This window comes from Aeribacillus sp. FSL k6-2211 (assembly GCF_037966125.1).
Lineage (GTDB): Bacteria > Bacillota > Bacilli > Bacillales > Aeribacillaceae > Aeribacillus > Aeribacillus composti.
Genome location: NZ_CP150190.1, coordinates 1,264,573 through 1,290,670, shown reverse-complemented (window position 1 = coordinate 1,290,670; position 26,098 = coordinate 1,264,573). Strand labels below are relative to the sequence as shown.

The 26,098-nt window shown below is 37.6% G+C and carries 22 protein-coding genes and 2 pseudogenes; 11 read left to right on the top strand and 13 right to left on the bottom strand.

Annotated features, from left to right (window positions below):
• Positions 1 to 513: 513 nt before the first annotated feature.
• The 5 genes from NSU19_RS06360 to NSU19_RS06340 all read right to left on the bottom strand — a co-directional run bounded on the left by NSU19_RS06360 (position 514) and on the right by NSU19_RS06340 (position 6,916).
• Positions 514 to 1,485, bottom strand: coding sequence for a carbohydrate kinase (locus NSU19_RS06360; RefSeq protein WP_339199311.1), 972 nt, complete (start codon positions 1,483 to 1,485; stop codon positions 514 to 516).
• 16 nt (positions 1,486 to 1,501) lie between these two features.
• On the bottom strand, positions 1,502 to 2,983 hold the full coding sequence (locus tag NSU19_RS06355) for a sucrose-6-phosphate hydrolase (RefSeq protein WP_339199309.1): 1,482 nt from the start codon (positions 2,981 to 2,983) through the stop codon (positions 1,502 to 1,504).
• Positions 2,984 to 3,062: 79 nt separating this feature from the next.
• A complete protein-coding gene (locus NSU19_RS06350; protein WP_339199307.1) occupies positions 3,063 to 4,505 on the bottom strand; it encodes a sucrose-specific PTS transporter subunit IIBC in 1,443 nt (480 codons plus the stop codon).
• 96 nt (positions 4,506 to 4,601) lie between these two features.
• Positions 4,602 to 5,600: a LacI family DNA-binding transcriptional regulator gene (locus tag NSU19_RS06345; RefSeq protein WP_066249868.1), complete on the bottom strand. Its 999-nt coding sequence runs from the start codon at positions 5,598 to 5,600 to the stop codon at positions 4,602 to 4,604.
• 188 nt (positions 5,601 to 5,788) lie between these two features.
• The gene (locus tag NSU19_RS06340) at positions 5,789 to 6,916 is read right to left on the bottom strand and encodes an IS110 family transposase (RefSeq protein ID WP_094244858.1); all 1,128 of its coding nucleotides are present in this window, start codon (positions 6,914 to 6,916) and stop codon (positions 5,789 to 5,791) included.
• A gap of 1,090 nt (positions 6,917 to 8,006) precedes the next feature.
• Between NSU19_RS06340 and NSU19_RS06335 the strand changes: the two genes are divergently transcribed.
• The 4 genes from NSU19_RS06335 (at position 8,007) to NSU19_RS06320 (ending at position 11,570) form a co-directional block, all read left to right on the top strand.
• Entirely contained in the window at positions 8,007 to 9,665 is a 1,659-nt protein-coding gene (locus NSU19_RS06335) for a hypothetical protein (RefSeq protein WP_339199304.1), read from the top strand.
• Positions 9,666 to 9,675: 10 nt separating this feature from the next.
• Positions 9,676 to 10,092: an immunity 70 family protein gene (locus NSU19_RS06330; RefSeq protein WP_181556890.1), complete on the top strand. Its 417-nt coding sequence runs from the start codon at positions 9,676 to 9,678 to the stop codon at positions 10,090 to 10,092.
• A gap of 159 nt (positions 10,093 to 10,251) precedes the next feature.
• Positions 10,252 to 11,154 (top strand): transposase, encoded by a 903-nt coding sequence (locus tag NSU19_RS06325; protein WP_339199302.1) that lies wholly within the window; start codon positions 10,252 to 10,254, stop codon positions 11,152 to 11,154.
• Positions 11,155 to 11,174: 20 nt separating this feature from the next.
• Positions 11,175 to 11,570, top strand: coding sequence for a hypothetical protein (locus NSU19_RS06320; RefSeq protein ID WP_063386457.1), 396 nt, complete (start codon positions 11,175 to 11,177; stop codon positions 11,568 to 11,570).
• A gap of 725 nt (positions 11,571 to 12,295) precedes the next feature.
• On the opposite strand, the gene NSU19_RS06315 is transcribed toward NSU19_RS06320, so the two are convergent.
• From NSU19_RS06315 to NSU19_RS06285, 7 genes and pseudogenes are all read right to left on the bottom strand, one after another.
• Positions 12,296 to 13,123 (bottom strand): hypothetical protein, encoded by an 828-nt coding sequence (locus NSU19_RS06315; protein WP_339199300.1) that lies wholly within the window; start codon positions 13,121 to 13,123, stop codon positions 12,296 to 12,298.
• A gap of 262 nt (positions 13,124 to 13,385) precedes the next feature.
• Positions 13,386 to 13,889 (bottom strand): annotated as a pseudogene (locus NSU19_RS06310) (transposase).
• A gap of 71 nt (positions 13,890 to 13,960) precedes the next feature.
• Entirely contained in the window at positions 13,961 to 14,278 is a 318-nt protein-coding gene (locus NSU19_RS06305; RefSeq protein ID WP_339194802.1) for a hypothetical protein, read from the bottom strand.
• A gap of 312 nt (positions 14,279 to 14,590) precedes the next feature.
• Complete coding sequence (gene treR / locus NSU19_RS06300; RefSeq protein WP_063386458.1) at positions 14,591 to 15,337, bottom strand: trehalose operon repressor; 747 nt, start codon at positions 15,335 to 15,337, stop codon at positions 14,591 to 14,593.
• Positions 15,338 to 15,360: 23 nt separating this feature from the next.
• Positions 15,361 to 17,046 carry an alpha,alpha-phosphotrehalase gene (treC, locus tag NSU19_RS06295; RefSeq protein WP_339199297.1) on the bottom strand — a complete coding sequence of 562 codons (1,686 nt, stop codon included), beginning with the start codon at positions 17,044 to 17,046 and terminating at the stop codon, positions 15,361 to 15,363.
• Positions 17,047 to 17,163: 117 nt separating this feature from the next.
• On the bottom strand, positions 17,164 to 18,579 hold the full coding sequence (treP, locus tag NSU19_RS06290) for a PTS system trehalose-specific EIIBC component (RefSeq protein WP_339199294.1): 1,416 nt from the start codon (positions 18,577 to 18,579) through the stop codon (positions 17,164 to 17,166).
• 35 nt (positions 18,580 to 18,614) lie between these two features.
• Positions 18,615 to 19,100 (bottom strand): PTS glucose transporter subunit IIA, encoded by a 486-nt coding sequence (locus NSU19_RS06285; RefSeq protein ID WP_063386461.1) that lies wholly within the window; start codon positions 19,098 to 19,100, stop codon positions 18,615 to 18,617.
• Between the two features lie 512 nt (positions 19,101 to 19,612).
• On the opposite strand from NSU19_RS06285, the gene NSU19_RS06280 reads away from it, so the two are divergent.
• Positions 19,613 to 21,121, top strand: a complete 1,509-nt coding sequence (locus NSU19_RS06280) for a hypothetical protein (protein WP_339199291.1) — start codon at positions 19,613 to 19,615, stop codon at positions 21,119 to 21,121.
• A 12-nt stretch (positions 21,122 to 21,133) separates the two neighbouring features.
• Complete coding sequence (locus tag NSU19_RS06275; protein ID WP_066249858.1) at positions 21,134 to 21,667, top strand: hypothetical protein; 534 nt, start codon at positions 21,134 to 21,136, stop codon at positions 21,665 to 21,667.
• 178 nt (positions 21,668 to 21,845) lie between these two features.
• Here the strand turns inward: NSU19_RS06275 and NSU19_RS06270 are convergent.
• Positions 21,846 to 23,007 (bottom strand): annotated as a pseudogene (locus NSU19_RS06270) (IS3 family transposase).
• 257 nt (positions 23,008 to 23,264) lie between these two features.
• Between NSU19_RS06270 and NSU19_RS06265 the strand changes: the two are divergent.
• From NSU19_RS06265 to NSU19_RS06245, 5 genes are all read left to right on the top strand, one after another.
• The gene (locus NSU19_RS06265) at positions 23,265 to 23,600 is read left to right on the top strand and encodes a hypothetical protein (RefSeq protein ID WP_339199289.1); all 336 of its coding nucleotides are present in this window, start codon (positions 23,265 to 23,267) and stop codon (positions 23,598 to 23,600) included.
• A gap of 50 nt (positions 23,601 to 23,650) precedes the next feature.
• The gene (locus NSU19_RS06260; protein WP_066249852.1) at positions 23,651 to 23,944 is read left to right on the top strand and encodes a hypothetical protein; all 294 of its coding nucleotides are present in this window, start codon (positions 23,651 to 23,653) and stop codon (positions 23,942 to 23,944) included.
• A gap of 325 nt (positions 23,945 to 24,269) precedes the next feature.
• A complete protein-coding gene (locus NSU19_RS06255) occupies positions 24,270 to 24,707 on the top strand; it encodes a hypothetical protein (RefSeq protein ID WP_232515500.1) in 438 nt (145 codons plus the stop codon).
• A 7-nt stretch (positions 24,708 to 24,714) separates the two neighbouring features.
• Positions 24,715 to 24,996, top strand: a complete 282-nt coding sequence (locus NSU19_RS06250) for a hypothetical protein (RefSeq protein WP_094245393.1) — start codon at positions 24,715 to 24,717, stop codon at positions 24,994 to 24,996.
• A gap of 84 nt (positions 24,997 to 25,080) precedes the next feature.
• Positions 25,081 to 25,542: an Imm30 family immunity protein gene (locus NSU19_RS06245; protein ID WP_339199286.1), complete on the top strand. Its 462-nt coding sequence runs from the start codon at positions 25,081 to 25,083 to the stop codon at positions 25,540 to 25,542.
• Positions 25,543 to 26,098 lie beyond the last annotated feature (556 nt).

Below are 26,098 nucleotides of genomic sequence, written 5' to 3'. Positions count from 1 at the left end.
TAAAGGGGCGTCTATAAGCCGGAAAATCGACTTATTAGAAGCCCCTAACTAAATAAATTTACGCATGCCAAATAGACCCAACGATTCTTGCTTTTTTTCGCCAGGTCAAATATGTTATACTTTTCCTACACAATTACGAAGTTGCTGATGCGATTTCGTAATTGTAGGCGATTATGTAATATTTCCCCCTCATAAACACAAATCTGAGCAAGATTATAGATAACCATATAGCTCTTTCCCCTACTAACATCAAAGGCAATGACACTTTGCATAAACATTCCTCCTCCATTATTTGTAGAAGCCTTCATATAACCTTAATGATTCCCTTTTCTTATACACAATCTCATGGATCCAACATATTAAATCTGATTCTTATAAGATCCGTGAAGTAGGCCAGTTTTTTCATTGCGAACCTATCGTTCTTTAGGCTGTCACGACCTTTTCTCCACTTCTACTAAAAAAATAGCAGCACAGACCTTGACCGTGGTCTGTGCTGCTAATCTTAATATGTTTTTATTTACATGAAATGAAGTTAAGGATTTCTTCTTTTGTCGGTAAGGATGAAATGGCACCTTTTCCTGTTGTTGTGATCGCACCGCTTGCATTGGCAAAGGTGAGGATTTCTTGATGGTGTTCATTTAATACATCTATTAAGTTATCATGGTTTACTTCTTTTTCGAGTAGTTTATATAAAAAGCCACCGATAAAGGCATCTCCTGCACCTGTAGTATCCTGAACCTCAACTTTGAAACCAGTTGATTCATATTTGGCATTCTTCGTGTAAAGGTCGGCTCCATTAGCTCCTTTTGTGTAAATAACGGCTTTTACATCACCTGTGAATAAGTTTTCAATCGCCTCTTTTTCATTAGTGATTCCTGTGATAAACGCTAATTCTTCATCGGAAATTTTGATGATATGTGCTTTCGGAATAAATTCTAAAATCGTTTGTCGACAATCCTCTGCACTGTTCCATAGTGGAAGGCGAACGTTGGGATCAAAGCTAATGATTCCCCCATTTTCTTTAACAAGTCGAATTGCTTTTTCATGGGCTTTTTTCATTGGGCTTTCGACTAGATCGACGGAGCAAAAATGTAAAATATCTCCTTTAGCAAACCAACTTTCTTCAATTTCATCTTCTGAAAGCAAAAGATCTGCAGAAGGATTGCGATAGAAGGAAAAATCACGTTCACCATCATCGAGCAGTGAAACAAATGCTAATCCTGTATTCGCTTCCTTTGTTCGCTTTATTTTATCTGTTTTCACACCGATTTTTTGTAACTCTTCAATTAAAAAGTCACTAAAGGCATCCATTCCAAGCTTTGTGATTATTGCAGATTCTGCTCCAAATCTCGCAACAGCTGCTGCAACGTTTGCTGGGGCTCCCCCAGGTGCACGTTTAAAAGATTGAACATCCTTTAATGCTTTGCCTTTTTGCATTGGAATAAAATCAATTAACACTTCACCAATTGAAAATAAGCGCCCCATTGTCTACACCTCCCTTTTAATTCATAGTGGATAAGTTATATTTCGTTGTGTCTAATGTAACTTTTCCGTTTCGTGCAAAGAAGCGAATATCTGTGCTTTCAAGTCTTGGAAAAATTCGGCTCGTAAATACTTCAACGCCGTCATTGATAAAAATTTCGACAGAAGACGTATCAACAAACAGATGAAGCTTTAACGTATCCCCTTCAACGCTGCACGTTCTTGTTGTTCCATATTCTTTAGCTGGAACCTCCCCTGAATGGGTACGGTCTAATGTCACCTTTTGTTCCTTTCTGTTATAGGAGATGACCGTTTTTTCATCTTTACATGACCGGAATTCAATCCCGACTTCATCTGCTTCCATGTTCGTAAATTCACAAATAAGTTCATACGTCGTCCCATTGAATCCTTCATACATTTTTTTCTCATCATCGAGAATATCTTTCACATTTACCGAATCTTGTCGCAATGCTTCTAGTTCTTTTACAGGACACTGAATAAGCTTTCCATTTTGAACGGTCAACTCTCTCGGTAATGTTAAACAATGAGCCCACCCATCCTTATCAGTTGGATACTCGATTTCGGGAAGACCCATCCACCCAACTAAAAGGCGACGTCCCTTATGGTCAATTGTCGTTTGTGGTGCATAAAAGTCAAATCCACGGTCTAACTCAACAAACTCACCGTGTTCAAAAACTTTTGTCTTTAAATCTAGTGTGTTCCCTAAAAGATAACCGGATTGATAGATATTTTGAAATTGATCTCCCTTTGGCTCTAACCCTTGTGGTGAGAAGATCAGCACACCTTTTCCATCTAGTTCAAAATAATCGGGACATTCCCACATAAATCCAAATTCCTTTAAGTTTGTTTGAACCTCACCTTCAAATGTCCAATTTTTTAAGTCAGGTGATGAATAAAGAACAATACAACCTGTTTTGTTTTCCCTCTGTGCCCCGATAACAGCATAAAATGTGTCATTTTCCTTCCAAACTTTCGGATCGCGATAATGATCGGTATAACCTTTTGGAACTTCTTTAATAACCGGCTCTTGTAATTTTTCAATACGTCCATTTTCATTCATTACCGCTAAGCATTGATATGGATGACGAACCCAATTTTCATCTCTTGTATTTCCTGTATACATTAAATGGAGCTTACCGTCATGACAAATAGCACTACCTGAATAAGCTCCGTGAGAATCAAAATAATCGTTCGGCTTAATACCAATTCCGACATTTTGCCAATTGACAAGATCTTTTGATTTTGTGTGATACCAATATTTTAATCCATGAACAGGACCTAGCGGAAACCATTGATAAAACAAGTGATATTCTCCGTTAAAATAAGAAAAACCATTTGGATCATTTAAAAGACCCGTTACTGGTTGAATATGAAATTTCTGACGCCAAATGCTTTTGTTGACTTTTTCTTTTAATGCATTCAATTCTTCTTTTGTCGCTTCTTCGATTCGGCGATACCGTTGTTTTCTCGTCCATTCCATCTTTAAACCTCAAACTCCTTCACGATGTAAACACAGGGCCTGACCTCTTTTTAAGGATCAGACCCCAATATTTAATTTATTAAGATGCTTTTTCTGCTGCTTGTTCTTTTTTCGCTGCACGTTTCGCTAAAATGATGGTTGTTACGAATGCAACGATGAATGAAATAACCATTCCAATTACGTATGGAGCTATGGAATCTGGACGAATTGAAATAATACCTGGTAAACCGGCTGCTCCAAGCGCAACAGCTTTTACTTTAAAGATCGTAATAAATGCGGCTGATACAGCTGCACCTGTAATAGCACCAATAAATGGATAACGTAGCTTCAAGTTAACACCAAACATAGAAGGCTCTGTAATTCCTAAAAGAGCCGAAATACCAGCTGCGGATGCAATACCTTTAATTTTCTTATCATTAATAATCATAAAAACAGCTAATGTTGCTGCACCTTGAGCTACGTTTGACATAGCTGCAACAGGGAAAATAAACGAACCACCTGTTTTAGCAAATTCTGCTAACAATTGTGTTTCAACTGCAATAAAGCTATGATGCATACCTGTAATAACGATTGGGGCATAAACTAAACCGAATAACGCACCACCAATGAGTCCCGTAGTATCATATAACCAAACAAGTCCGTCTGTTAATAAGTTACCTGCAGAACGAGTAATCGGTCCTACTGCTGTAAACGTTAAAATGCCTGTAATAAAAATCGTTAATAATGGCGTTAATAAGTTATCAAGTGCAGACGGAATATATTTGCGTAAGAATTGTTCTGTTTTCGCTAAAATAAAGGATGATGCTAATACAGGTAATACGGTCCCTTGATAACCGACTTTTTCAATTTCAAATCCGAAAATACTCCAAACTGGAATTTCACCGTTCGCTAAGGCGCTACCATAACCCCAACCATTTAATAAATCAGGGTGAACCATTAACATACCTAAAGTAGCTCCTAAGTACGGGTTACCACCAAAGCGCTGTGTAGCGGAGAAACCAATTAAAATTGGTAAAAAGACAAATGCCGCATTGGCAAATGTATTAATAAGTGCTGCTAAGTCCGCTATTTCTGGATAAGCATCAATGAGGGACTTACCTTCAATAAATAGATCCTTTGCCGTTAATACGTTATTAATTCCCATTAAAAGACCGCCAGCAACAATGGCAGGAATAATCGGAACGAAAATATCAGAAAGTAGCTTCACTAAACGTTGAATTGGATTTAATTTTTTCGCTCCAGCATCTTTCACATCTTTTGTAGACATTTCTTGAAGTCCAGTTAATTTGGTCAATTCTTGATAAACTTTGTTAACTGTACCTGACCCTAAAATAATTTGGAACTGTCCACCCGTTGAAAAAGTTCCTTTTACATCGTCCATTTTGTCAAGCGCTTCTTGATTTATTTTACTTTCATCATTTAAAACTAGACGTAAACGTGTCGCACAGTGAGCTGCAGCAGAAATATTATCTTTTCCACCAAGAGCTTCTAAAATTTCTTTTGCGATTTGATCGTATTTCATAGCTTCCTCCCCCATTTATTTAGTGGAACCGGTTCCATTTTTCACGATTTAGGAACCGGTTCCAAACTTTATGAAATGGAACCGGTTCCAGTCTGATTATAAGTCATTAGGAATGATGCTGTCAACGCTTTCTCGTTCAATAATTTCATATTTTGATAATGTTCTTTTTGGAACTGACTCCTCATTGACAAGCTTTACAATGTTTTGCGCTGCCATCTTTCCAGCCTCTTTAAAAAACAGTTTTACTGTTGTTAGCCCTGGGTGAATAATTTCCGTCACATCATATCCTCCAAAACCTGTAATAGAAACATCCTTTGGAATGCTCAATCCTTTTAATTGTGCTGCCCTTAAAGCACCGAGAGCAATATTATCCGTTGCACACACAATGCAAGTTGGCTGAAATCCTTCTAGCATTTCTGTTACTCTTTGTTGAGCAGCAAACATATTAAAACCTGTTTCAAAATAACGAACCTCACATCCTTCCGCTTCTGCTATTGCCCTTTTAAATCCTTCCTTTCTTCTTACTCCAACTGCTACATCCTTTTCGGTAACACCTAAGTAAGCAATTTTTCGATGCCCTTTCTCTAATACATATTTTCCAATTGCATAGCCTGCTTCCAAATCATTATGAATCAGACTATGTACATCAGGATGTTCTTGACCAACAAGAAGAATCGGGATGTTCACCTTTTCAAATGCCTCTAAATGTACTTGTGTAATTTGAGTAGCAAGTAAAATAATTCCCGCAACTTTTTGACTAGCCAAGCTATAAATCGTTTCAATTTCACGTTCAATTTGCTGATTCGTATTGGATATTAATAATTGAAAATTCAACTCTTTTAATTGTTCATCAATCCCAATTAAAGTATGCGATGCTGCATAGGAATCTAATCGCGGAACAATCGTTCCAATAAAATATGTTTTCTTAGCCTTTAAACTTTGTGCAAAAGGATTAGGTGTATATCCTGTTTCTTTAATGGCAAGTTCAATTTTTCTTTTTGTTGCTTCACTAACAGATCCACCATTTAAGTAGCGAGATACAGTGCTTTTGGAAACTCCCGAAATTTTTGCTATATCTGCAATAGTTTTATTCATTCCTAGTCCACCTCAAAAATGAGTTCTCTTTTTTTCTGTGAAAATCAATTAACCATGGCTGAAGCGGTATACCCCACAATCAAATTGGATACCCTATTAACGACCAAAAAAAGGCAATAGGAAAGCAGAGCTACCTTATTTTTAGGTATCTCGTATATTTCTGAACCTTTTTGGTTATACTAATTTATTTACTGCTCTCGAAACGGTTCTTTTCGAGAAATGATGCAGTAAATGATGGTAAGCATTCGGTGCGCGATCGCAACGAGTGCTTTTTTCTTTCCCCTGCGTGCCGCCAATGACCAATATTTCGCTGCCAAACGTTGATTCCTACATCGAGACAAAGCCCAAGCCGCCTCACATAACGCCGATTTGATATGCGGATTCCCCTTCGTCGTTCGGGTACTTTTTCGTTTTCCAGCACTTTCATGATTTCCCGGCGCGACTCCCGCCCATGAAGCGAGGTGTTGAGACGTTGGAAATTGTCCCATATCGACTCCGATTTCAGCGATAATCACGGCAGCGGTTTCCTTCTTGACCCCCGGTATGGTCACAAGAAGCTCCATCTCTTGTTTGTATACTTGTAAGAGTTGGTCGATTCGTTCTTCGATGTCTCGAAGTAAACTTTCCAACGATTCGATGTGCTTCCACGATTGGCGAATCATGAACAGTTGATGGTTGGTCAATGTACCAAAGAGAGAATCCTGAATTTGTTGTTTTTTCCTCTTCATACTCCTGTGAATGCAAGCATCGACTTCGGTTTCTTCGATGTATCCCTGTTTCATTAAACGTTCCAGTAGCTTTCGCCCAGATACACCAAATACATCCGAAATCACGGAACTTAACTTGATATTGGAACATTCCAACACTTTTTGAATGCGGTTTTTCTCCGCGGTTAACTGCCCGATCCATTTTTTGCGCAAGCGAGTTAAATCCCGTAATTCTCGAATGTTCTCAGGAGGTACGAAACTCTTCTCGATCAATCCGTAACGCAACAATTTGGCGATCCATTCTGCATCGGAAACATCGGTTTTTCTCCCCGGTACATTTTTGATTCGCTGAGCGTTGGCAAGTGTAATGTCAAAGTAATCTTCCAAAATATTGAACACAGGTTTCCAGTAAACGCCCGTACTCTCCATCGCAATATGAGTGACACCACGATCTTCTAACCATTTCAGAAGACGAAACAAGTCTTTCGTGAAAGTAGGAAATGTTTCAACTTCCTTTTGAACGTGTTCTTCCTCTCCAAGAAGAGCACAAACGACAATTGTTTCGGCATGGATATCTAATCCTGCACAACGATGATAAAGAACATCCATGATTCTTACTCCTTCCATCGATAAATTCGCAAACAGGGAGTCCATTTGCACGTTAGGCATTTTTCTGTTCGTAGTCACCTTTTCACACGAAAAGGGCTGACAATGGGTGGAACACCAAATGGACTCAAACAGTTTTTATTACAGGGTCGAACCACCATTAAAGAGAACGTCTTTCAAAACTGTTTGCGTTCATATCCATTATGGGAAGGAATGATGGATTTTCATGCATGGGTGGGGAGTAAAATTACTCATGGATGTTTTTATTATAATATTAAACCCATTTTTAATGCATGGGGTAACAAAATAAGCATTCGAGATTTAAAATCCTTGTGTTCCGAATAATAAAGCACTCGGTCATTCACCGATTGCTGCAAATTTGATAGGTTACTTCTAGGATCGATTGATTCCTCCACTTTTGCTGGGGATTTAAATCACTTCTGGGATCTTTCCCATCACTTTGGCTAGGGATTCAGTCACTTTTAAGCACTTTCCCATCACTTTGGCTAGGGATTCAATCACTTTTAAACGCCATTCCATTACTTTCCCCTAACATTTTTACGCACCTTTCCATCACTTTGGCGGGTGATTCAATAATCAATCTTTTGTTTCCACTACTCGATCGACTCTCAACTTTTGAACATTAAATAGGTCAATGCCCTTATCTCAAGGATTTATGACTTTTCATCTCGATGATTCCGACTGGGTTCGAACCAGTGACCTCCACCCTGTCAAGGTGTAGTAGTAGGATAAATCATAGTCTAATAGAATGCAAAAAATTTATTTTTATCTTAAACAAAAAATACGCCAACAAACATATTATAAAACCAAAAAATCGACGACAAGCTGCCGTCAAGATTACCTGCAAAACAGAATCATTTATCCCCCTTCAAATTTTAAGGGGGATTTTTATTTTAAGACAATATGATTGGTCTCTATTACCTAAATAAGAAAATAATCTAGAAACCTCTTGGTAGTTTTTTCTTAAAATTCCCTTTTTTCATTTCTATTTACTAAAAATTCCTTTATCTGTCTTATAATGAAACAAAAAGCTTTTCCACTTGATGGAATCCATTTCGTTTCAATCGGAGGCATGGATACAGTGAATGTCAACTATATACCTTCAGAATGGGAAAGGACCAAGAAAGGCATTGGCGATCTGATCGGCCTTGGCGCATGGGGAAAAGGCATGATCGACAACTTAAAAGATATCAGCGATCTTTTGGAAGACGCCCAGTCAGACATAGCCAAATATGACAGCGATGGTGTCATCTCTTTCACCCATACCGATCGCAAAAGCCAATATCAAAGCTTATATGAGGATTTTCTTGTCATGCACCGCTTTAGCGGCCGCATCGGAGATATTGTCGACCGCACCATCGATGAGCCGTTTTATCAAGATATCGATGCTTTTGTCGAAGCGATGCGCGACTTATCGATATCAAAGATCAAGACGAAAAACCACATCGGTGTTAAAGAAATAATCGTCGTTCCAGGAACTTATGGCTCACAGGAGACGATCGAAGTGCCGAAAGCGGAAGTTGGACTGGAAGATCTGTTCAGCGGCAGCAACTACTATGCCAGGCTAATGGAACGGGAATACGCCTCATGGAAAGAACTGAACACCCGCCATGACTTTTCGAAAAAAGAATATATACAGACGACATTGAATTCCCATGCTTTTCAGTATGAATCGATCAAAGAAGGACAGTTGAATAAAGAATTCTGGGGGCAAATAGCGGCGCTCGTCGTGATTGTCGGCGTCTCATTTATTTGTCCGCCGGCAGGGATGGCATTGGGCATGGCCTATGGTACACTGGAATTAAGCTCGGCCGTTTCCGGAAAAGACTGGATTTCAGGGAGGGAACTGGGAACAGGCGAAAGAGTATTCCGCGGTGTCCTCGCCCCATTGGATATCGTCCCTGGCGTCAGCGCGCTTTCGAAATTCAGCAGCACCGCCCGGTTCGCACCTCTTCTAGAAGCCATGGATCCCAAGCTATTTACAAGCTTGAAAGCTGGCTTGCACCAGAAATCACAACGTGCCTGCGACCTGATTGTCCATGCTGAAAAAGACATCGTTGCCCGCATTCGAAATGCGAAAGCATGGGCGAAGGAAATGCCGCAGCATTTGAAAACCGGCGCAGCAAACGGTGCGTTGCAAGTCGGCCGATTCGTAGACAACGCCGCAACAAACTTAAGACACCTCCTGCCAAGCCGGCAAATGGGATTGGCCATAGAAGGGGCTGGGAATGTTAAGGTTCCGGTGGAGAATAAGATTCAAGCTTGGTTAAGTAAGATGGATGGGATAAATGTAGGCGGAGGTAAAGCAGGCAACGATGGCATTGAACTTAGCACTAAGGGTATGGGTAATGCTAGACCGTCTTGGAGACAATCAGAAATTGACATAGGAAAAGAATATCCAGAATATAGTGCTCAAAAATCTTTCAAAAACGGAAAAGAAGTACCTTATGGGACAAAAGGAAGCTCAAGACCAGATTTTTATAGAGAAGGATTTAGTATAGAGGTAAAAAATTATAAAATTACTACCCCAAGTGGTAGAAGCAGATTAGTAAACAATATTTCTACCCAAGTTGAAAAACGATTAAGTGATTTGCCGAGAGGTACTAAACAAACTGTTATTATCGATATACGGGGACAAAACGTATCGGAAGAAATACTAGATGATTTGTATGATAGAATAATGAAAAAAACAAATGGTAAAGTAAATATTAGATTTAAAACTAATGAGTGAGGTGACAGAATTGGCTGTAGGTTTGAAAGTAAAATATTACTGGTATCCAATTGGTCATGGTGATTTTTTACATTCGTTTTTTTCAACAGTAAGCTATCATTTAGAGCCAAATGGTTGGGGAACAAAGTATCCTCTTTTATTAAACAAACTATATAATGGTAAACTTGAGTATAAATATATTAAAGATGTTATTAAAGAAATAGATGAAATTCAAGAAAGTTTGAAAAATTACAGTCCATCACAAGTCGTTTGGGATATCGAAGACCTTTCAAAAACACCTCCATGGGGAGATAATATAAGTGATGAAATTACAGACTTATCTAACTATTTTGTTACAAGTGATGGGGAAGATTTAATAACTATTTTAAAAAAAGCATTAAATAAAGCTTTAAAAATAAAGTCAGACATTGAAATAGAAAGTATTTAAGAAAGTTTAAACTATGATTTTTGAAGGGGCTGTCCAAAAAGTCAGGTAACTGACTTTTTGGAGCCCCTCATTTTTTCACTTTTAAAAAAATGCACAAAAAAATCGTCCTTTCTAGTAAAATGAAGTTGCGACACAACATTACAGAAAGGACGATTTTTTATGAGCAATCAAATGATTACTCCTGAAAATTATAACACACAAATGACACTTCCTCTAGATGGAAAAGAAGAAAAAACTCCTGCCAAAAGAAATTTAGCCCCTACTTTCAAACCATATGACAACCGTCAAGTTCAAATGATTTATGATATTGAATCGCTCATACCCGAACATCACGTGGCACGTGTCGTGGACGAAATGGAGGCGATACCAGATAAACAATTGTTTTCTCATTATAAAGGCGGCGGCAGAAGTTCCTATCATCCCAAAATGATGCTGAAAATCATTCTGTATGCTTATTCTCAAAAGGTTTATTCTTGTCGAGGAATCGAAAAACTCGTTAAAGAAAATATTCCTGCCATGTGGCTTTCAGCGATGCAACAACCAGATTTCCGGACAATCAACGAATTCCGAGGCGGACGGATGAAGGTCCTAATGGATGAGTTATTTGAAGCGATGATTCTGAAGCTGATTGAAGAAAATTACATCACGATGGAAAACTACTTTTTGGATGGTACTAAAATTGAAGCCAATGCCAATAAGTATTCTTTCGTGTGGAAAAAATCAACCTTGAAATTTGAAGCGAAGGTAAGAGAAAAAATTCAAGAAACACTTCAGTACATTCAAGAATTAACCCAATTAGAAGCAGGAACAGCACAAAAAGAGGCGAAAGAAGATCCAGAAATCACGGAACAGAACTTGGAAGCCATCGCTCAAAAATTAGAAGAAAAAGTCGAAATCCTAACAGAGGAAATCGAACAGGAATCTGATACAAAAGTTCGGAAGGAAAAACGAGCAGAACGCAAGAAATGGAAAAAACCTTTAAAACGGATTCGAGAAAATTTTTTACCTCGACTAGCCAAATACAAGGAACAGAATGAAATCTTTGGCGATCGTAACAGCTGAATAGATAAGGGGGAATTTGAATGAGTTTATTTGATGAATGTATTGAAGCACTAGGTGAGAATGTACACGTCTTATCTGATAGTGAGGGAGAGCAAGTACTAAGAGATTTTGAGAATTCTTTTCCATTTACTGAGTGGGGGCGTATTGAATGGGAGAAAGTGACTTATCATGCTAAAATGAATACAGTTGATGAGATCATCTCCTTTTTGAACCAAAACATTGATGAATACAGCAACGTTATATATGTTATTTGGGATGAAAGGACATTACCTATAATTCAATCTGAGTTAAATAAAGTATTTGAAGTTATAGATGATGTTACTGCTGTAAGTTTTGATACATGGATATTTTCACCATCTTCAGGATATGTTATTGAGATATTTCATGACGGTGAAGTAAGAATAGGATTGAAGTAAAATATCATTGAATTAACCCTCAAAAGGGGAATATAAATTCTCTTTTGAGGATTTTCTACTAGTGACGTAGTGCCGAACGAGCTGCTAGTGATACAATTTGTGCATGTAATCTATTCAAGTTCTATATGATAATTTTTAGAGTTATCTTGTACGCACAAAATGTGTATAAAAAAGATGCCCTATTTTACAATTTTCATCAAATATAACCCGCTGAAAAATTATCAGTTACTACCGTTTTTTTCGCCAAAAACCTTACCCTTGTTTTCCCACCATTTTATAAAAATTTTTTTCGTAACTTTTTCTTCGCTACCACCGATTACTATAGCGAGAGGATTACTCCACCTCGATTAACTCCTGGATGTCTAATAAATTTTTGATTAGGAAAATAATCTATAGACTGTTACCCATTTTCCACACTTAACCCTTGTTGCTAAGATAATTAAATGGCAGTCATTATATTTAAAATAGATTCAGGACCAATAATAAATTTAAAACATAAAAATAAAATTCCACTCTGGATTTTCAGACAAATGATGAATCGGGAACTTTTTGAAAGTATTTTGTTTTTTTCATCAAGAGAGTTAAAAATTCTTTTAGCATTTTCTTTGTTTTAATAATACTTCACATGCAAAGTAGATGTTTTTATTTGGTTATGTTAACATTTTCAGCCCCCTTAATTGACGTCTGATAAAATTATTCACACTTTTTCTTTTATAATAAATTGTCTAGACATCCATTACTGCTTCAAAAACATTTTTTGGTATTGAACCAGATATTGGATTATATTCGTTCCAATTGCCAAAATCATTTCTATAAATAACAAAAGCTTCAAGATAACTGTTTAATAAGTAGACTTCGTTTTCTATAATTTCAATTGTTTCAAATGCCTCTATATTTTCAATTAATCTATTTGCTTTCCTCTCCATTTTTTGTAATTCTTTCATATTAGTAACAGAGGAATTTAATATTTTAGGAGTAGAGTTTTCAAGTTTGTTACCACGTTTACTTGCAATCTCATTTTCCAATACATTCATTAGCTTTTGTACTTTTATTGAAAGTCTATTGATCGAATCTTCGGCAATACCAAATTTTTCTATATTATCATTTAACCAAGCAAGAAAAGTATAGCCATTTGTATTGTATGGAGAATATTTCCGATGATATTCTTTGTGTAATGTTTTATTGAGTAAAATCGCGTTATCAGGGTGGTAAGCAAGCTCAGGATATTTTCTTATACTATACAAATGATGAACCACAACGTTTTTAGTATCGTTAGTAAGTTCGCATTTCCCATCATTATATTTTTTTACTTTTTGCAAATATAAGTTATATTCTTTAGTTTTACGACTAATATTTTCATCAATCTCACAAATTGGACATTGTTTATTTTTTAGAAATTCGTCAGGTTTCATTTCAAAAAAGTGACCAGCTATACACTGATAAACAGCTTTTTCATTCGGATTATTTGGGTATTTTATTAATATGAATTTATAGTTGTGAGAATCTTCTTCAAGAATATGTACTTCTTTACGATGTTCATCTATAGTTTGCATAACCATCCTCCGTTTATATTTTTATATGATATAAAAAACAAATTTTTCACAAATATTTGTTTTATTTTTATTTTATCAAATAATTGGTGAAATATAGAAAATCTTGTAAATAAGTTTATAAAAAAAATCAAATTTTAATAGAAAAGAGAAAATTTGAATTTTACGAACATAATGTATTATAAGTCATTATTTTTGGTCTCTTCACCATTTTCTGTGATTTGTACACAAACCTTGCATCATGTTAACTGCTGAAGAAGAGCCCTTAAGCAATTTGATCAACATTCGTATTCCCTGTACATTCCAAAAATAAACGAAGTCGAAAACGCTTTAGATTCCGATATCCATAAGCCCTCCGTTTTATATGTTTGATTTTATGATTGGTTCCTTCTGTTCGGGCATTCGTGTGTGGAGATAAGAAATATTGGAGTATGGGTGCTTTCCACTTTTCTAATGTGTTGGCCACTTTATAAAAAGATTAGTAAGGACTATTCCGTGCTAATTGAATCCATTCTTCTAAAAGATCATGGGCATCATTGTAATCGGTCAATTTATAGAAATCTCGAAATAGTTCCTTTAAATCGTAAGCACAAGCAAGTTCTGGGTACTCTTCTAAGATTTCTTCCAAGCGTGCTTTCTGATGATCCTGTAGTGATTCATATCCTTTCAACAGGAGGAATCTTGCTTTTTTTAGTTTTAGTTTTGCAAATCCTTTTCTAACTTTGTCTAAGGCTTGTGTGACTTTTTGAACAACTTGGTATTGATCAATGACGATCGTCGCTAAAGGAAAGACGGATTGAACGCTTTATGATAAGGCTCCCAAATGTCAAAAACGATGGTTTAAACCGTTTGGGAGGAAAGGACATTCTGATTGAATAGTTGAATGGTGGAATCACAATCTCGGTCTTTATGCATTCCGATGACACAGCCTAATTTCGCCTCTGTCAAAACGGTTTCGTATCGATGACCTTTTCGTACAGACACCTCATCTAAACTTAAAACCAGTTCATCCTTATCTAAAGCTTCATGAATTTGTTTTTGATGAAGGGCAGCTTTTTCTTGAGCGACCGAGTAGTACATTCTCTCTAAGGTCGAATACGGAATCTTTTGTTTTCGACTTACATCTTGTATAGTTGTATCCTGACATAATTCAAACAAGTATTCACGATACCTATTCGTTTGGTGTTTATTAGGTTGAATCGACTCATAAGGCTCCGAGAATACCGATTAACAATTTTGGCATTGATATCGTTTGACCAGCACAATAAACACACAGAATGATTGAGAATAGGAAGAACTTTCAATATAATGGAAATATCAATGAAAAACATCAGTTTAGATTTCTAGGAGCCGTGCAATATAAGTAATTATAAACACCTTGAATGAGTGTTCGACACTCTTTCAAGGTCAGCTTGTCAACAAAGTCTACAAGCTGAGTGGAGAAAAACAACTCGTTTTTCTCCACTGGCTTCATTTTAAGGACTTATCGGACATCCCCGGGTGATGAGTACGCCGCGCAAAATCAACAAACCGAAATTTATCGAGCCGATGTCTCGATTCGGTATACTGAAACAAGCTCGCATCTTCTAAGTAGACAAAATTTTTCACCACTACTACATGCTCGTAGCCGTTTAAATCCATATATTTTTGATCCTCAGCTGTCACTCGGTCGACAAACATTTCTTTTTTCGCAAAGCTAATGCGAAGCTTTAATTCATTTTCGATATATTCATAAATCGAATTTTCACAAATGCCGCGCGTCAATGTTGGAACGAATTTTTGGCAAAGAAAGTCCTTGTCTAAAATAATTTTCTCTTCTTCTATTTCCCTAGCACGAATCACTTTCCAAACTTTTTCCTTATTTTCGGTTTCCAATTGTCTTTTAATATATTCATCAGGCTCGATCAATTCCAGTTCATGTACGATCGTTCTTGCCGGCTTGTTCATTTTTTGCGCCAATTCTTTAAAGCTGACAAGTCCAGAGACAGGAAAATCATATTTTCCTACATCTAACACAATCGAACCTTTTCCTTTTATTTTTTGAATATAGCCATGCTCTGATAGAAGATTGAGCGCTTTGCGAATCGTCTCACGCGATGTTTGATACCGCTGGGACAATTCATTTTCAGAAGGCAGCTTTTCGTTCGGCTGAAAAATGCCTTTGCGAATATGAAGCAAAAGGTCGTTGTAAATCGCCATAAATTTATTTTCCTTCATAGTCATCACCGAATTGTATAGTATCATTTTGTTAAATGATACACAATCGCTTCATATGGACGCAACATGATTTCTTGTACATGTTCAGAAGAGTCATTATAGTTGGAAAGCAGGATACGGCTTGTATATCCGTTTATATCAAGCTCATTCGGCAAAACAAATTCTGTTTGGCCGCCAAAAAAGTTGGCCACTACTAGAAGCTTTTCACCATCTCCATTGCGCACATAAGCAAAAATTTGCGGATGATCCTCTAACAATAGCTGATAGTTTCCTGTTGTAATAATGTCATAGTTCTTTCGCAATTCAATCAAACGTTTGTAATGGTAAAAAATCGATGTTGGATCCTCTAATGCTTTTTTCACATTAATCTCTTTAAAATTCGGCGCGACATGAATCCAAGGAGTCCCAGTTGTGAATCCGGCATGCGGACTGTCGTCCCATTGCATAGGTGTCCGTGAATTATCGCGCGATTTACATTTTAAAATTTCAAGCACCTCTGCTTCTGTTTTTCCTTGCTCAAGCAAAATTTTATACATATTTAATGTTTCCACATCTCGGTATTCTTCAATTCGCTCAAACTTCGGGTTGGTCATGCCAATTTCTTCACCTTGGTAAATATATGGTGTTCCTTGCATCATATGAATAACTGTTGCCAGCATCTTCGCCGATTCTTTATGATATGCTCCATCATTGCCATAGCGCGACACAATTCTCGGCTGGTCATGGTTGCACCAGAAGAGCGCATTCCAGCCTCCGCCTTTATTCATCTCCACTTGCCAAGTAGATAAAATTCGTTTTAGAGCCAGAAAATCGAATGGAGCTGCCACCCATTTTTCACCATTTGGGTAGTCTACCTTTAAATGGTGGAAGTTAAACGTCATATTCAATTCGTTTCGTGCTGGATTAGTATATTGAATGCAATGGTCAATGGTGGTCGATGACATCTCACCGACTGTCATAATATCATATTTAGAAAATACTTCCCTATTCATTTCCTGCAAAAACTCATGGATGCGCGGACCGTCTGTATAAAATCGGCGGCCGTCACCCAATGGCAGGGATTCGTCATCATCGAGAAAACGTTGATCTTTCGAAATCAAATTAATGACATCTAAGCGAAAGCCATCAATTCCCTTTTGAAACCAAAAATGCATCATTTCATAAATCGTTTTGCGCAGCTCTTCATTTTCCCAATTTAAGTCCGCCTGAGTTACATCAAACAAGTGCAGATAATATTGTCCCGTTTGCTCATCATACTCCCAAGCCGATCCGCCAAATTTGGACGTCCAGTTTGTTGGAGGGCTGCCGTCTGGTTTAGGATCCTTCCAAATATAAAAATGGCGGTAGCGGTTTTCTTTTGACGAACGCGCCTGCTGAAACCACTCATGATCGGTCGAGGTATGGTTTACGACCATGTCCATTATCACTTTGATACCGCGCCGATGGGCTTCAGCAAGCAAACGCTCGAAATCCTCCATTGTTCCATAATCTTGATGAATGCTAAAATAATCACTAATATCATAGCCGTTATCTCGCTGCGGCGAAGCATAAATAGGCGTCAGCCAAATGACGTCAATCCCTAATGTCTTTAAATAGTCTAATTTCTCGATAATCCCTTGCAAATCTCCTATTCCATTTCCCGTCGTGTCTTTAAAGCTTTTCGGATAAATTTGATAAACAACGGCTTTTTTCCACCATGGCTGCTTCAATGAATATCACCTCGTTTATAATTTTGAGACTATCGGGAAAAACGATACCATTGGCGGTTATTCACCAATGGTATGAATCTTTGATTATTCATATTTATTATTTAGAACACAGTTCTATTAATTATAATCTTTGCGAATTTTTCCTAACACAAATGTAAGGGCAAATGGCAGCACAATCGCGATCGCCATTCCAATGAAAAACGGCGCCCATTTTTGCTGAACGATTGATAAAAACCCAGGAAGACCGCCAACACCAATAGAAAATGCGATCACTTTATTAAGCGTAATGAACATTCCGCCAATTGCTGCTCCTATCATCGCAGAAATAAATGGATAACGGTAGCGTAAATTCACTCCAAACATGGCCGGTTCCGTGATACCCAAATAAGCTGAAACGGCAGATGTGAATGACAGCCCTTTCAGTTTTTCATCTTTTGCTAAAAACATCATCGCTAACGCCGCCGAACCTTGAGCGATATTAGAAAGAACGAGAATCGGCCATAAAAATGTTCCGCCAGTGTTGGTGATCAGCTGCAAATCAACCGGCAAGAACGTATGATGCATCCCCGTGACAACAAGAGGGGCATATATCGCTCCATATAGAAGCCCGCCAATTGCTGGAACATTATGAAACACTGAAACAAATACACTTGTAATCCCGTTGCCGATTGCAAATGTAATCGGTCCGATTGCAATAAACGCTAAAAAACCGGTAAATAGCAGTGAAAGCGGAGCGACTAACAGCAACTGAAACGCATCGGGAATTCGTTTGCGCCAAAACAGCTCTGTTTTCGCCAGCACGTACGATGCCACTAACACAGGCAATACTTGACCCTGATATCCTACCTTTTGAACATCCAATCCGAACAAATTCCATACAGGAATGTTTCCTTCTTCTTTCGCTGCTCCCCAGCCCCATGCGTTTAACAAATCTGGGTGAACAAGCATTAAGCCTAGCACAATACCAAGCAATGGACTGCCGCCGAATTTCGTTACCGCTGACCAACCGATTAAACCTGGCAGAAAGACGAACGCCGTATTGGCAATTAAGTTAATAATGCTGGCAAGATCGGCCCACTCTCTATGCACTTCCACAAATGATTTGCCTTCATAAAAAATATCTTGGCCTGTCAGGATATTATTAATTCCCATCAACAAACCTGCTGTCACAATCGCCGGCAAAATCGGAATAAAAATATCAGCTAATGTTTTAATCGCACGCTGAAGCGGGTTTAGCTTCGCTTCCGCTGCATCTTTAATCTCTTGCTTTGTCGCGCGGTCAATCCCCGTCAACTCCACCATTTCGTTGTACACTTTATCGACAAGCCCTTGTCCAATCACGACTTGAAATTGACCGTTTGCCGAAAAGGAGCCTTTGACGAGATCAATGCTTTCCAAAGCCTCTTTATCTACTTTTCCCTCATCCTTTAATGCAAATCTTAACCGGGTAACACAATGTGTTGCCGCTACAATATTCTCTTTTCCTCCAACAGACTCAACAATCTTTTCAACTGATTGTTTGCTGATATTCATGATGATCCCCCCCGTAATCGTTTACAAAACAAGTGTTATTTTGCTACGACAACCATAAATGAATCCGTTCCTGCCTGCACGCTTTCGAGCGACTTCTTTTCGAGTGATTGAACGGCATCCATATTGGTGATGACAATCGGTGTGATCGTGCTTGCTGCTTTTTCTTTGATCAATGCAAGATCGAATGTCAGTAAACTGTCGCCCGCCTTGACTTTGTCACCGACCTTCACATGTCCAACAAATCCTTCACCGTTCATCATAACGGTGTCTAAACCGATGTGGATCAATAGCTCCAGTCCCGTCTCAGAACGAATACCAATCGCATGCTTCGTATGGAAAAATTGAATAACTTCCCCATTGACCGGCGAAACGACAATTCCGTCTGCAGGATCAATAGCCACTCCATCCCCCATGAGCTTTTGGGAAAATGCTGGATCAGGAACTTGTTCGATCTCGACTATTTTTCCGGTTAAAGGTGCTAAGAGCGTTTCCTCTTTTTTTCGAAACCATTTTTTTAACATTGTGAACTCTCCTTTTAACCGCTTTCAAAACTTGTATATACAAGATGCTTTTATTTTAACCTGTATATACAAGTTCGTCAATAAAAAAGTTGCCCGTATACATCGTCACCACTGAAAAAGTACTTTATTTAATAAAAGAGTTCCTAATTTTGAACTTCCCCCTGTCAAGTTTACAGTGGAAATAATAAAAGTTGCTTTATACGGCTTTGGTCCTATATTCCATAAAGGGCATTTTTATTCGAGACAATATAATCAGTCTCTATTACCTAAATAAGAAAATAATCTAGAAACCTCTTGGTAGTTTTTTCTTAAAATTCCCTTTTTTCATTTCTATTTACTAAAAATTCCTTTATCTGTCTTATAATGAAACAAAAAGCTTTTCCACTTGATGGAATCCATTTCGTTTCAATCGGAGGCATGGATACAGTGAATGTCAACTATATACCTTAGAATGGGAAAGGACCAAGAAAGGCATTGGCGATCTGATCGGCCTTGGCGCATGGGGAAAAGGCATGATCGACAACTTAAAAGATATCAGCGATCTTTTGGAAGACGCCCAGTCAGACATAGCCAAATATGACAGCGATGGTGTCATCTCTTTCACCCATACCGATCGCAAAAGCCAATATCAAAGCTTATATGAGGATTTTCTTGTCATGCACCGCTTTAGCGGCCGCATCGGAGATATTGTCGACCGCACCATCGATGAGCCGTTTTATCAAGATATCGATGCTTTTGTCGAAGCGATGCGCGACTTATCGATATCAAAGATCAAGACGAAAAACCACATCGGTGTTAAAGAAATAATCGTCGTTCCAGGAACTTATGGCTCACAGGAGACGATCGAAGTGCCGAAAGCGGAAGTTGGACTGGAAGATCTGTTCAGCGGCAGCAACTACTATGCCAGGCTAATGGAACGGGAATACGCCTCATGGAAAGAACTGAACACCCGCCATGACTTTTCGAAAAAAGAATATATACAGACGACATTGAATTCCCATGCTTTTCAGTATGAATCGATCAAAGAAGGACAGTTGAATAAAGAATTCTGGGGGCAAATAGCGGCGCTCGTCGTGATTGTCGGCGTCTCATTTATTTGTCCGCCGGCAGGGATGGCATTGGGCATGGCCTATGGTACACTGGAATTAAGCTCGGCCGTTTCCGGAAAAGACTGGATTTCAGGGAGGGAACTGGGAACAGGCGAAAGAGTATTCCGCGGTGCCCTCGCCCCATTGGATATCGTCCCTGGCATCAGCGCGCTTTCGAAATTCAGCAGTGCCGCCCGGTTCGCACCTCTTCTAGAAGCAATGGATCCCAAGCTATTTACAAGCTTGAAAGCTGGATTGCACCAGAAATCACAACGTGCCTGCGACCTGGTTGTCCATGCGGAAAACAGCATATTGGCCCGCATCAGGAGTGCCAAGGCATGGACGAAAGAAATGACGCAGCATTTAAAAACCGGTGCAAAAAAAGGTTCGTTGCAAGTCGGTCGGTTCGTAGACAACGCCGCAACAAACTTAAGACACCTCCTGCCAAGCCGGCAAATGGGATTGGCCATAGAAGGGGTTGGGAATGTTAAGGTTCCGCCCGAAAACACCAAAGGATTGGAGAATAAAGTTCGAGCTTATCTAAGTGAGAAGACGGGGGTAAATTTAGGCGGAAGTAAAGCAGGCAACGATGGCGTTGAACTTGGCACTAAGGGTACGGGTAAAACTGTTAAGCTACCAAGCCAAGGGACGGTGGATGCAGGCGTTCCGGGAGCACCAAAAGTAGATGCTGGTAAGCAAGGAAAGCATGTTTTAGGTCATCCTAATAGTATGCCTGGTAAGAAAACTCAATGGCCAGAAGGAGAAGATGGAGTTAAATTGACTCAAGAAGCATGGGTAAAGGGAACTGTAGTTAAGCCAGATGGTAGTGTTAAAATTTATGACTTTCACAAACCAATTGGGGTGAATGGAGAAACTAGAGTAAAAGTTCATATGGATAAAAAAGGAAACATCCATGGTTACCCAGTAAAATAACGGAGGTATATCATGAAACAAAATGTATTAAATACAATTGAACAATTATATCACCATGGTGATTTTGGATATGTTTTATTGAATTATGTCGATACTAATGTTTGGGCTAATAAAATCACTCATGAAATAAAAGGAATAAACGTTGAGAATTTAACAGATTTTAATTATTCAAAATGTTTCACATTATATATTATGCCTTCGATCCATCCTAAGATAAAAATTGGTACGGATGAATTTAGAGCATATATCAGAGAACACACTTATTTAAACGGATTATTGGTTTATATTTCGGCAATTGCTCCATTCGCAGCAATAAAATATGTTAGGTATGAATATGTTGATGGAGAGATTGAAATGCAAGAACAATACCAGCCATTCGATGAAGAAACAGAACGAATCGGCAAAGATATTTTGAAATTATTAGAGAATGAGGGGATAGAAGTTCTTGAAAAAAGCTTATTAGAAATAGAAGTACCTAATATTTCGTTAGAACTTAGAGAGGAAAAGGTAACAGTATTTCATTGCCTATTTGAAGATAGTTATTAAAAAGAAATTATACTTGGATTGGCATTAAGCAAGAGACTTTAATGGTTGTAGATTATTTGAACAACGAAGACAATGAGAGCATTAGTTTTGGAGTTTTTAAAAGATAAAGTAAATTTTAAACTCTATGTGGTGTTATGTCAAGAAAACGGACACGTTAAACAGAGAGAAATAGCTGAATTTAGGCAGCTACTTTTCTCTGGTTAGCGTAATATGCAGCTTCAAATTCACATGGCGATACATAGCCAAGGGCTGAATGACTTCTTTTGCGGTTGTAGAAGCATTCGATGTACTCAAAAATGGCTTGTTTCGCTTCTTTTCGCGTACGGAATCGATTCAGATAAATGCACTCTTTCTTGATGAGGCTATGAAATGACTCTATACAAGCGTTATCGTAACAGTTCCCACGTCTCGACATGCTCACTTGAAAATGATGTTCCTGTAAAAGTCGCTGATAGTCATTCGAAGCATACTGGCTTCCACGATCCGAATGATGAATCACTCGTCCCGTTGGTTTTTCGCTGTTTAGAGCCCGTTGTAACGCTTTGATGACTAACTCTTTCGTCATTCGTGTATCGATATACCATCCTACAATCTTACGAGTATATAAATCCATGATACTCGCTAAATACAACCAGCCTTCGTCGGTAGGAATGTACGTAATATCTGCCATCCATATTTCATTAGGAGCCGTTGCTTGGAAGTTCTGTTTCAATAGATTGGCATATACGTTGTAAGGATGGTTACTGTTCGTAGTGGCTTTGAATTTACGGACGGTAATGGATCTCAAGCCTTCTTCGCTCATGATGCGAGCGACATTCTTTTGAGAAACACGAATCCCTTGTTTGCGTAGTTCTTGCGTAATTTTTGGGCTTCCGTAAATCTTACGGGACTTTAGATACTCATTTCGAATTTGTTGAGTGAGTTGTTCTTTTCGTTCTTTCTGTTTACTTTTCACACGCTTGAGCCAGTCGTAATACCCACTTCTTGAAACACCGAAAACTTGGCACATCTTCACAACAAGAAATTCATTATGGTGTTGAAAAATGAAGGCGTAAATTACTTCTGGTGAAGATGCCTAACGCCTTTTTTAGGATCGCTAATTCCTCCTCCAACTCTTGATTGCGACGGCGTAACTCGATGATTTCTTGATTTTGTGGCTTGATGTTGCCTGAACCTACAAAGCTTGTTCCATTGCTTTCTTTGTATTCTTTGACCCAACGATGAAGAGTGTTGTAAGCCAAACCTAGTTCTTTTGCCACTTGGGCGATGGACTTGTCCCCCTCCAAGCATAACTCAACAGCTTGAATCTTGTATTCTTGATCAAATGTTCTCTTTTTCATGATTGAACACCTCGAACCTATTGTAATTAAGTTTATTATAATCTCCCTGTTCTCCGTGTCCAATTTTTAGACTAACATCACGCTTATATCATGCCTGAACGGAAAGTCAGTTGATATAATGGGTGATGGTTAGTGAAACTGCCGCCCATTTATAAAGTACATTTTTATAATTTCCTAAGGGTACTGGTAAAAAAACAGTTGAAAAAGGAAAAGATTACTCAACTCGTATTGACAATCAGGTAGAGGAAATTGAAAAAATGCCTTTACCTTCGAGTATTGCTACTACATTTAAAGATTCAAATTATAGAACAGTGATTACAAAAGAGAATGTTACAGTCTATAGAGTATTTGGCGGGCATGCAGATGCAGGCGGAACATTTGCTACAACTTCTCCGGCTGTAAATAGGATACAAACTAAAATTGACTTAGCTTTACTCCCAGAATGGAAAAATACGAGGAACTATGAAGCCGTAATTGAAATTCCAAAAGGAACTATATTGAATATTGGCAGAGCTGAAAAACAAATTACTAAAACCGGTAGTATTCTAAAAGGGGATGCTGACCAAATTTTATTACCTTTAAATTATTCTTGAGAATGGATAAAGGAAATTAGGCCAATACCTTCAAAATAGGAGGTTTTGTTATGCAAAACGAAGAAATGGATAATATTAAAATTCAAATACAAAAGGTTATGGATTTAGTTTATGAAAAAAAAAGTCAGAGGGAACATAAATTTTTAGATACATTAATAGATAAGTTGAAAGAATTATCAGAAACTGTAAATACCAATAGCAATATTGATGAATTAAGGAAAGATTCTAAGCTAAAAGGAGCCTTGAGAGCGTATTTTGATACCAACTTAGTTGAGAGTTACGATGAACCACTAGTAATTGAGTTAGATAAATTAGAAGTAATGTTGCAACAGAAGACGAATTAAAGTGTTTTTTTATTTAATATCTACACGGAACATATTTATTCCAAAGAATTTAATGGGGGGAAGGACCAGGAATTTTAAAAATATGTTTCCTCTAAATTTAATATTGGGTAGTATAAACAAAAAATTTACTAAGTATTTAAAAATTATTATCTTCGTATAGTTATGACATCAAAAAATAGACAGTTCAAAATGCATATACAGCTAAAGATGACTCCAGTACAGTTGGGGTCATTTTTTACATAATGAACCGTTGAAGGAGAAATAGAGAAGCCAAATTAAAAACAATAATAAGGGTACTGGTAAACTTTATAGAGGAGATAGTTTATTGCATTCACCTAAAAGATCTAATGGAATTGGTAAGCCATTTATATCAGATTCAGGTAATTTAGTTCCTGCAAATAGTAAAGGTATATACAAAAATCGACAAGTTACTGTTATAGAGCATATTTTAGGAGGTTACAGAAGGGGAGCAAAATCAAATAGCCCTTATATTAGTTTCACTGGTAATAAAGGTATTATTGGAAATTATGGGGATTACTTAATAGAATTAGATATTTCTTCTTTGAGAAAAGCGATTAGATCAGGAGAAGTTAAAAATGTAGCCATTTTATCCCCAAAACAGATTCGAAAATTAATTGAGAGAGATAGCTCTTCTTCTGATTTTTGGAAAAATAGAGCGTTAACTTGGACTACAAGAGACAATGAATATTTGATCAGAGGAGAGATACCTAGCAAATTCATAAAAATTTCTCCTAAGGAGTGAGTATATTATGTTTTTATATTTCCAAGATGAATGTCTAGGCGAAATACAAGATATCAACACTGAAGGCATGTGGATGTATGGTAAACTTATACCTAATCAAAATATAGTAAAGTTTAAAGAGTTTTTTAAGGCTCTGATGGATGAAGAAAACGATTTTAAAGAGAGTGAATATAATGAAGAATGGCTGAAGGATGAAAATTGGTTTATTGTGAATGATCATCAATATAAAAGAGGAATTTATTTGCCGGCTGTGTATGAAGACTGGGAAATAAATTGGAGATGGAGGTAACTGATTTAGAACAAAAACCTTGATTGGCTACAAGCCTTTCAAGTTTTTTCTAATTTAAATCTAACAGCTAAGGAGGGAATATTTTTGGATATTAAGTCGGAAATAAAAAAGGTATACGATAACCGTCTGCTTAAGACAGAAAAACAAGTGGAAGAATTTGAGCAAGCTTTAAAAAATATATATGAATATGGTGAGGTATCAATTATTAAAGATTTAATTTTAGCTTTTGATGATAATACTGAACACCATGAGGTAATGTTTAACTTGGTGCATACTATTGAGCATTTATATAAGAATAAAATAGAGGAAGGGTTAAAACTAATTGCTACTTCTGTGCCAACGGTTATAAGTTATGGGAGGGAATGGATAGAAATTTTACATTACAGAATATTAAATCACCCCCATGTACGTACAATTTATGTAAAAGTTTTGGAGAATATCGACATCAAAACAAGAAATATTATTAAAGATTTGTTAGGAGATATAAAGAAAGAAGATCCAGAATTGTTTGGTGAGTCAGTAGATGAGGTATTAGATAATATTTAAGAACTAATTATGAAAACCTTGATTGGCTTTATGCCTTTCAAGTTTTTTTATTTTAAAACTAACAGATGTATCAAATAATAAAGTGCAATTACGAGAAAATTTATATATCGTTTTTACCAACATTTTAATTCAGACTTCATAATGGTTCCGCCTACTATGAGTTTGGCTGCAATGCATGGTAAAGTGATAACGCCACTAATACCCTTCGAGTACGCTTTAAAACACGAGAGAAAGCTTTCTCGTGGCGAGAAAGAGGGTATAAACTTTTAACTGACTGTGACAATAAGAGCTGGCAAATTATTTTTGTATTGTATTTTCACTAAAGACGGTCGTATAATACTCGTCATTGTTAACAAGCGTTACGTTAATCTGAATTTGCGTAACGGAGGGGGGAAGGTATCATGAATGTGATTGGATATATCCGAGTTTCCACACAAGGGTAAGCCAAAGATGGATCAGCCTTGCCTACCAAGAAGATGAAATTAAAGGCACAAGGATACACTCTCTTACGTGTGTTTAAGGATGAGGGAATGCTAACATAGTATTAAAGAAGGAT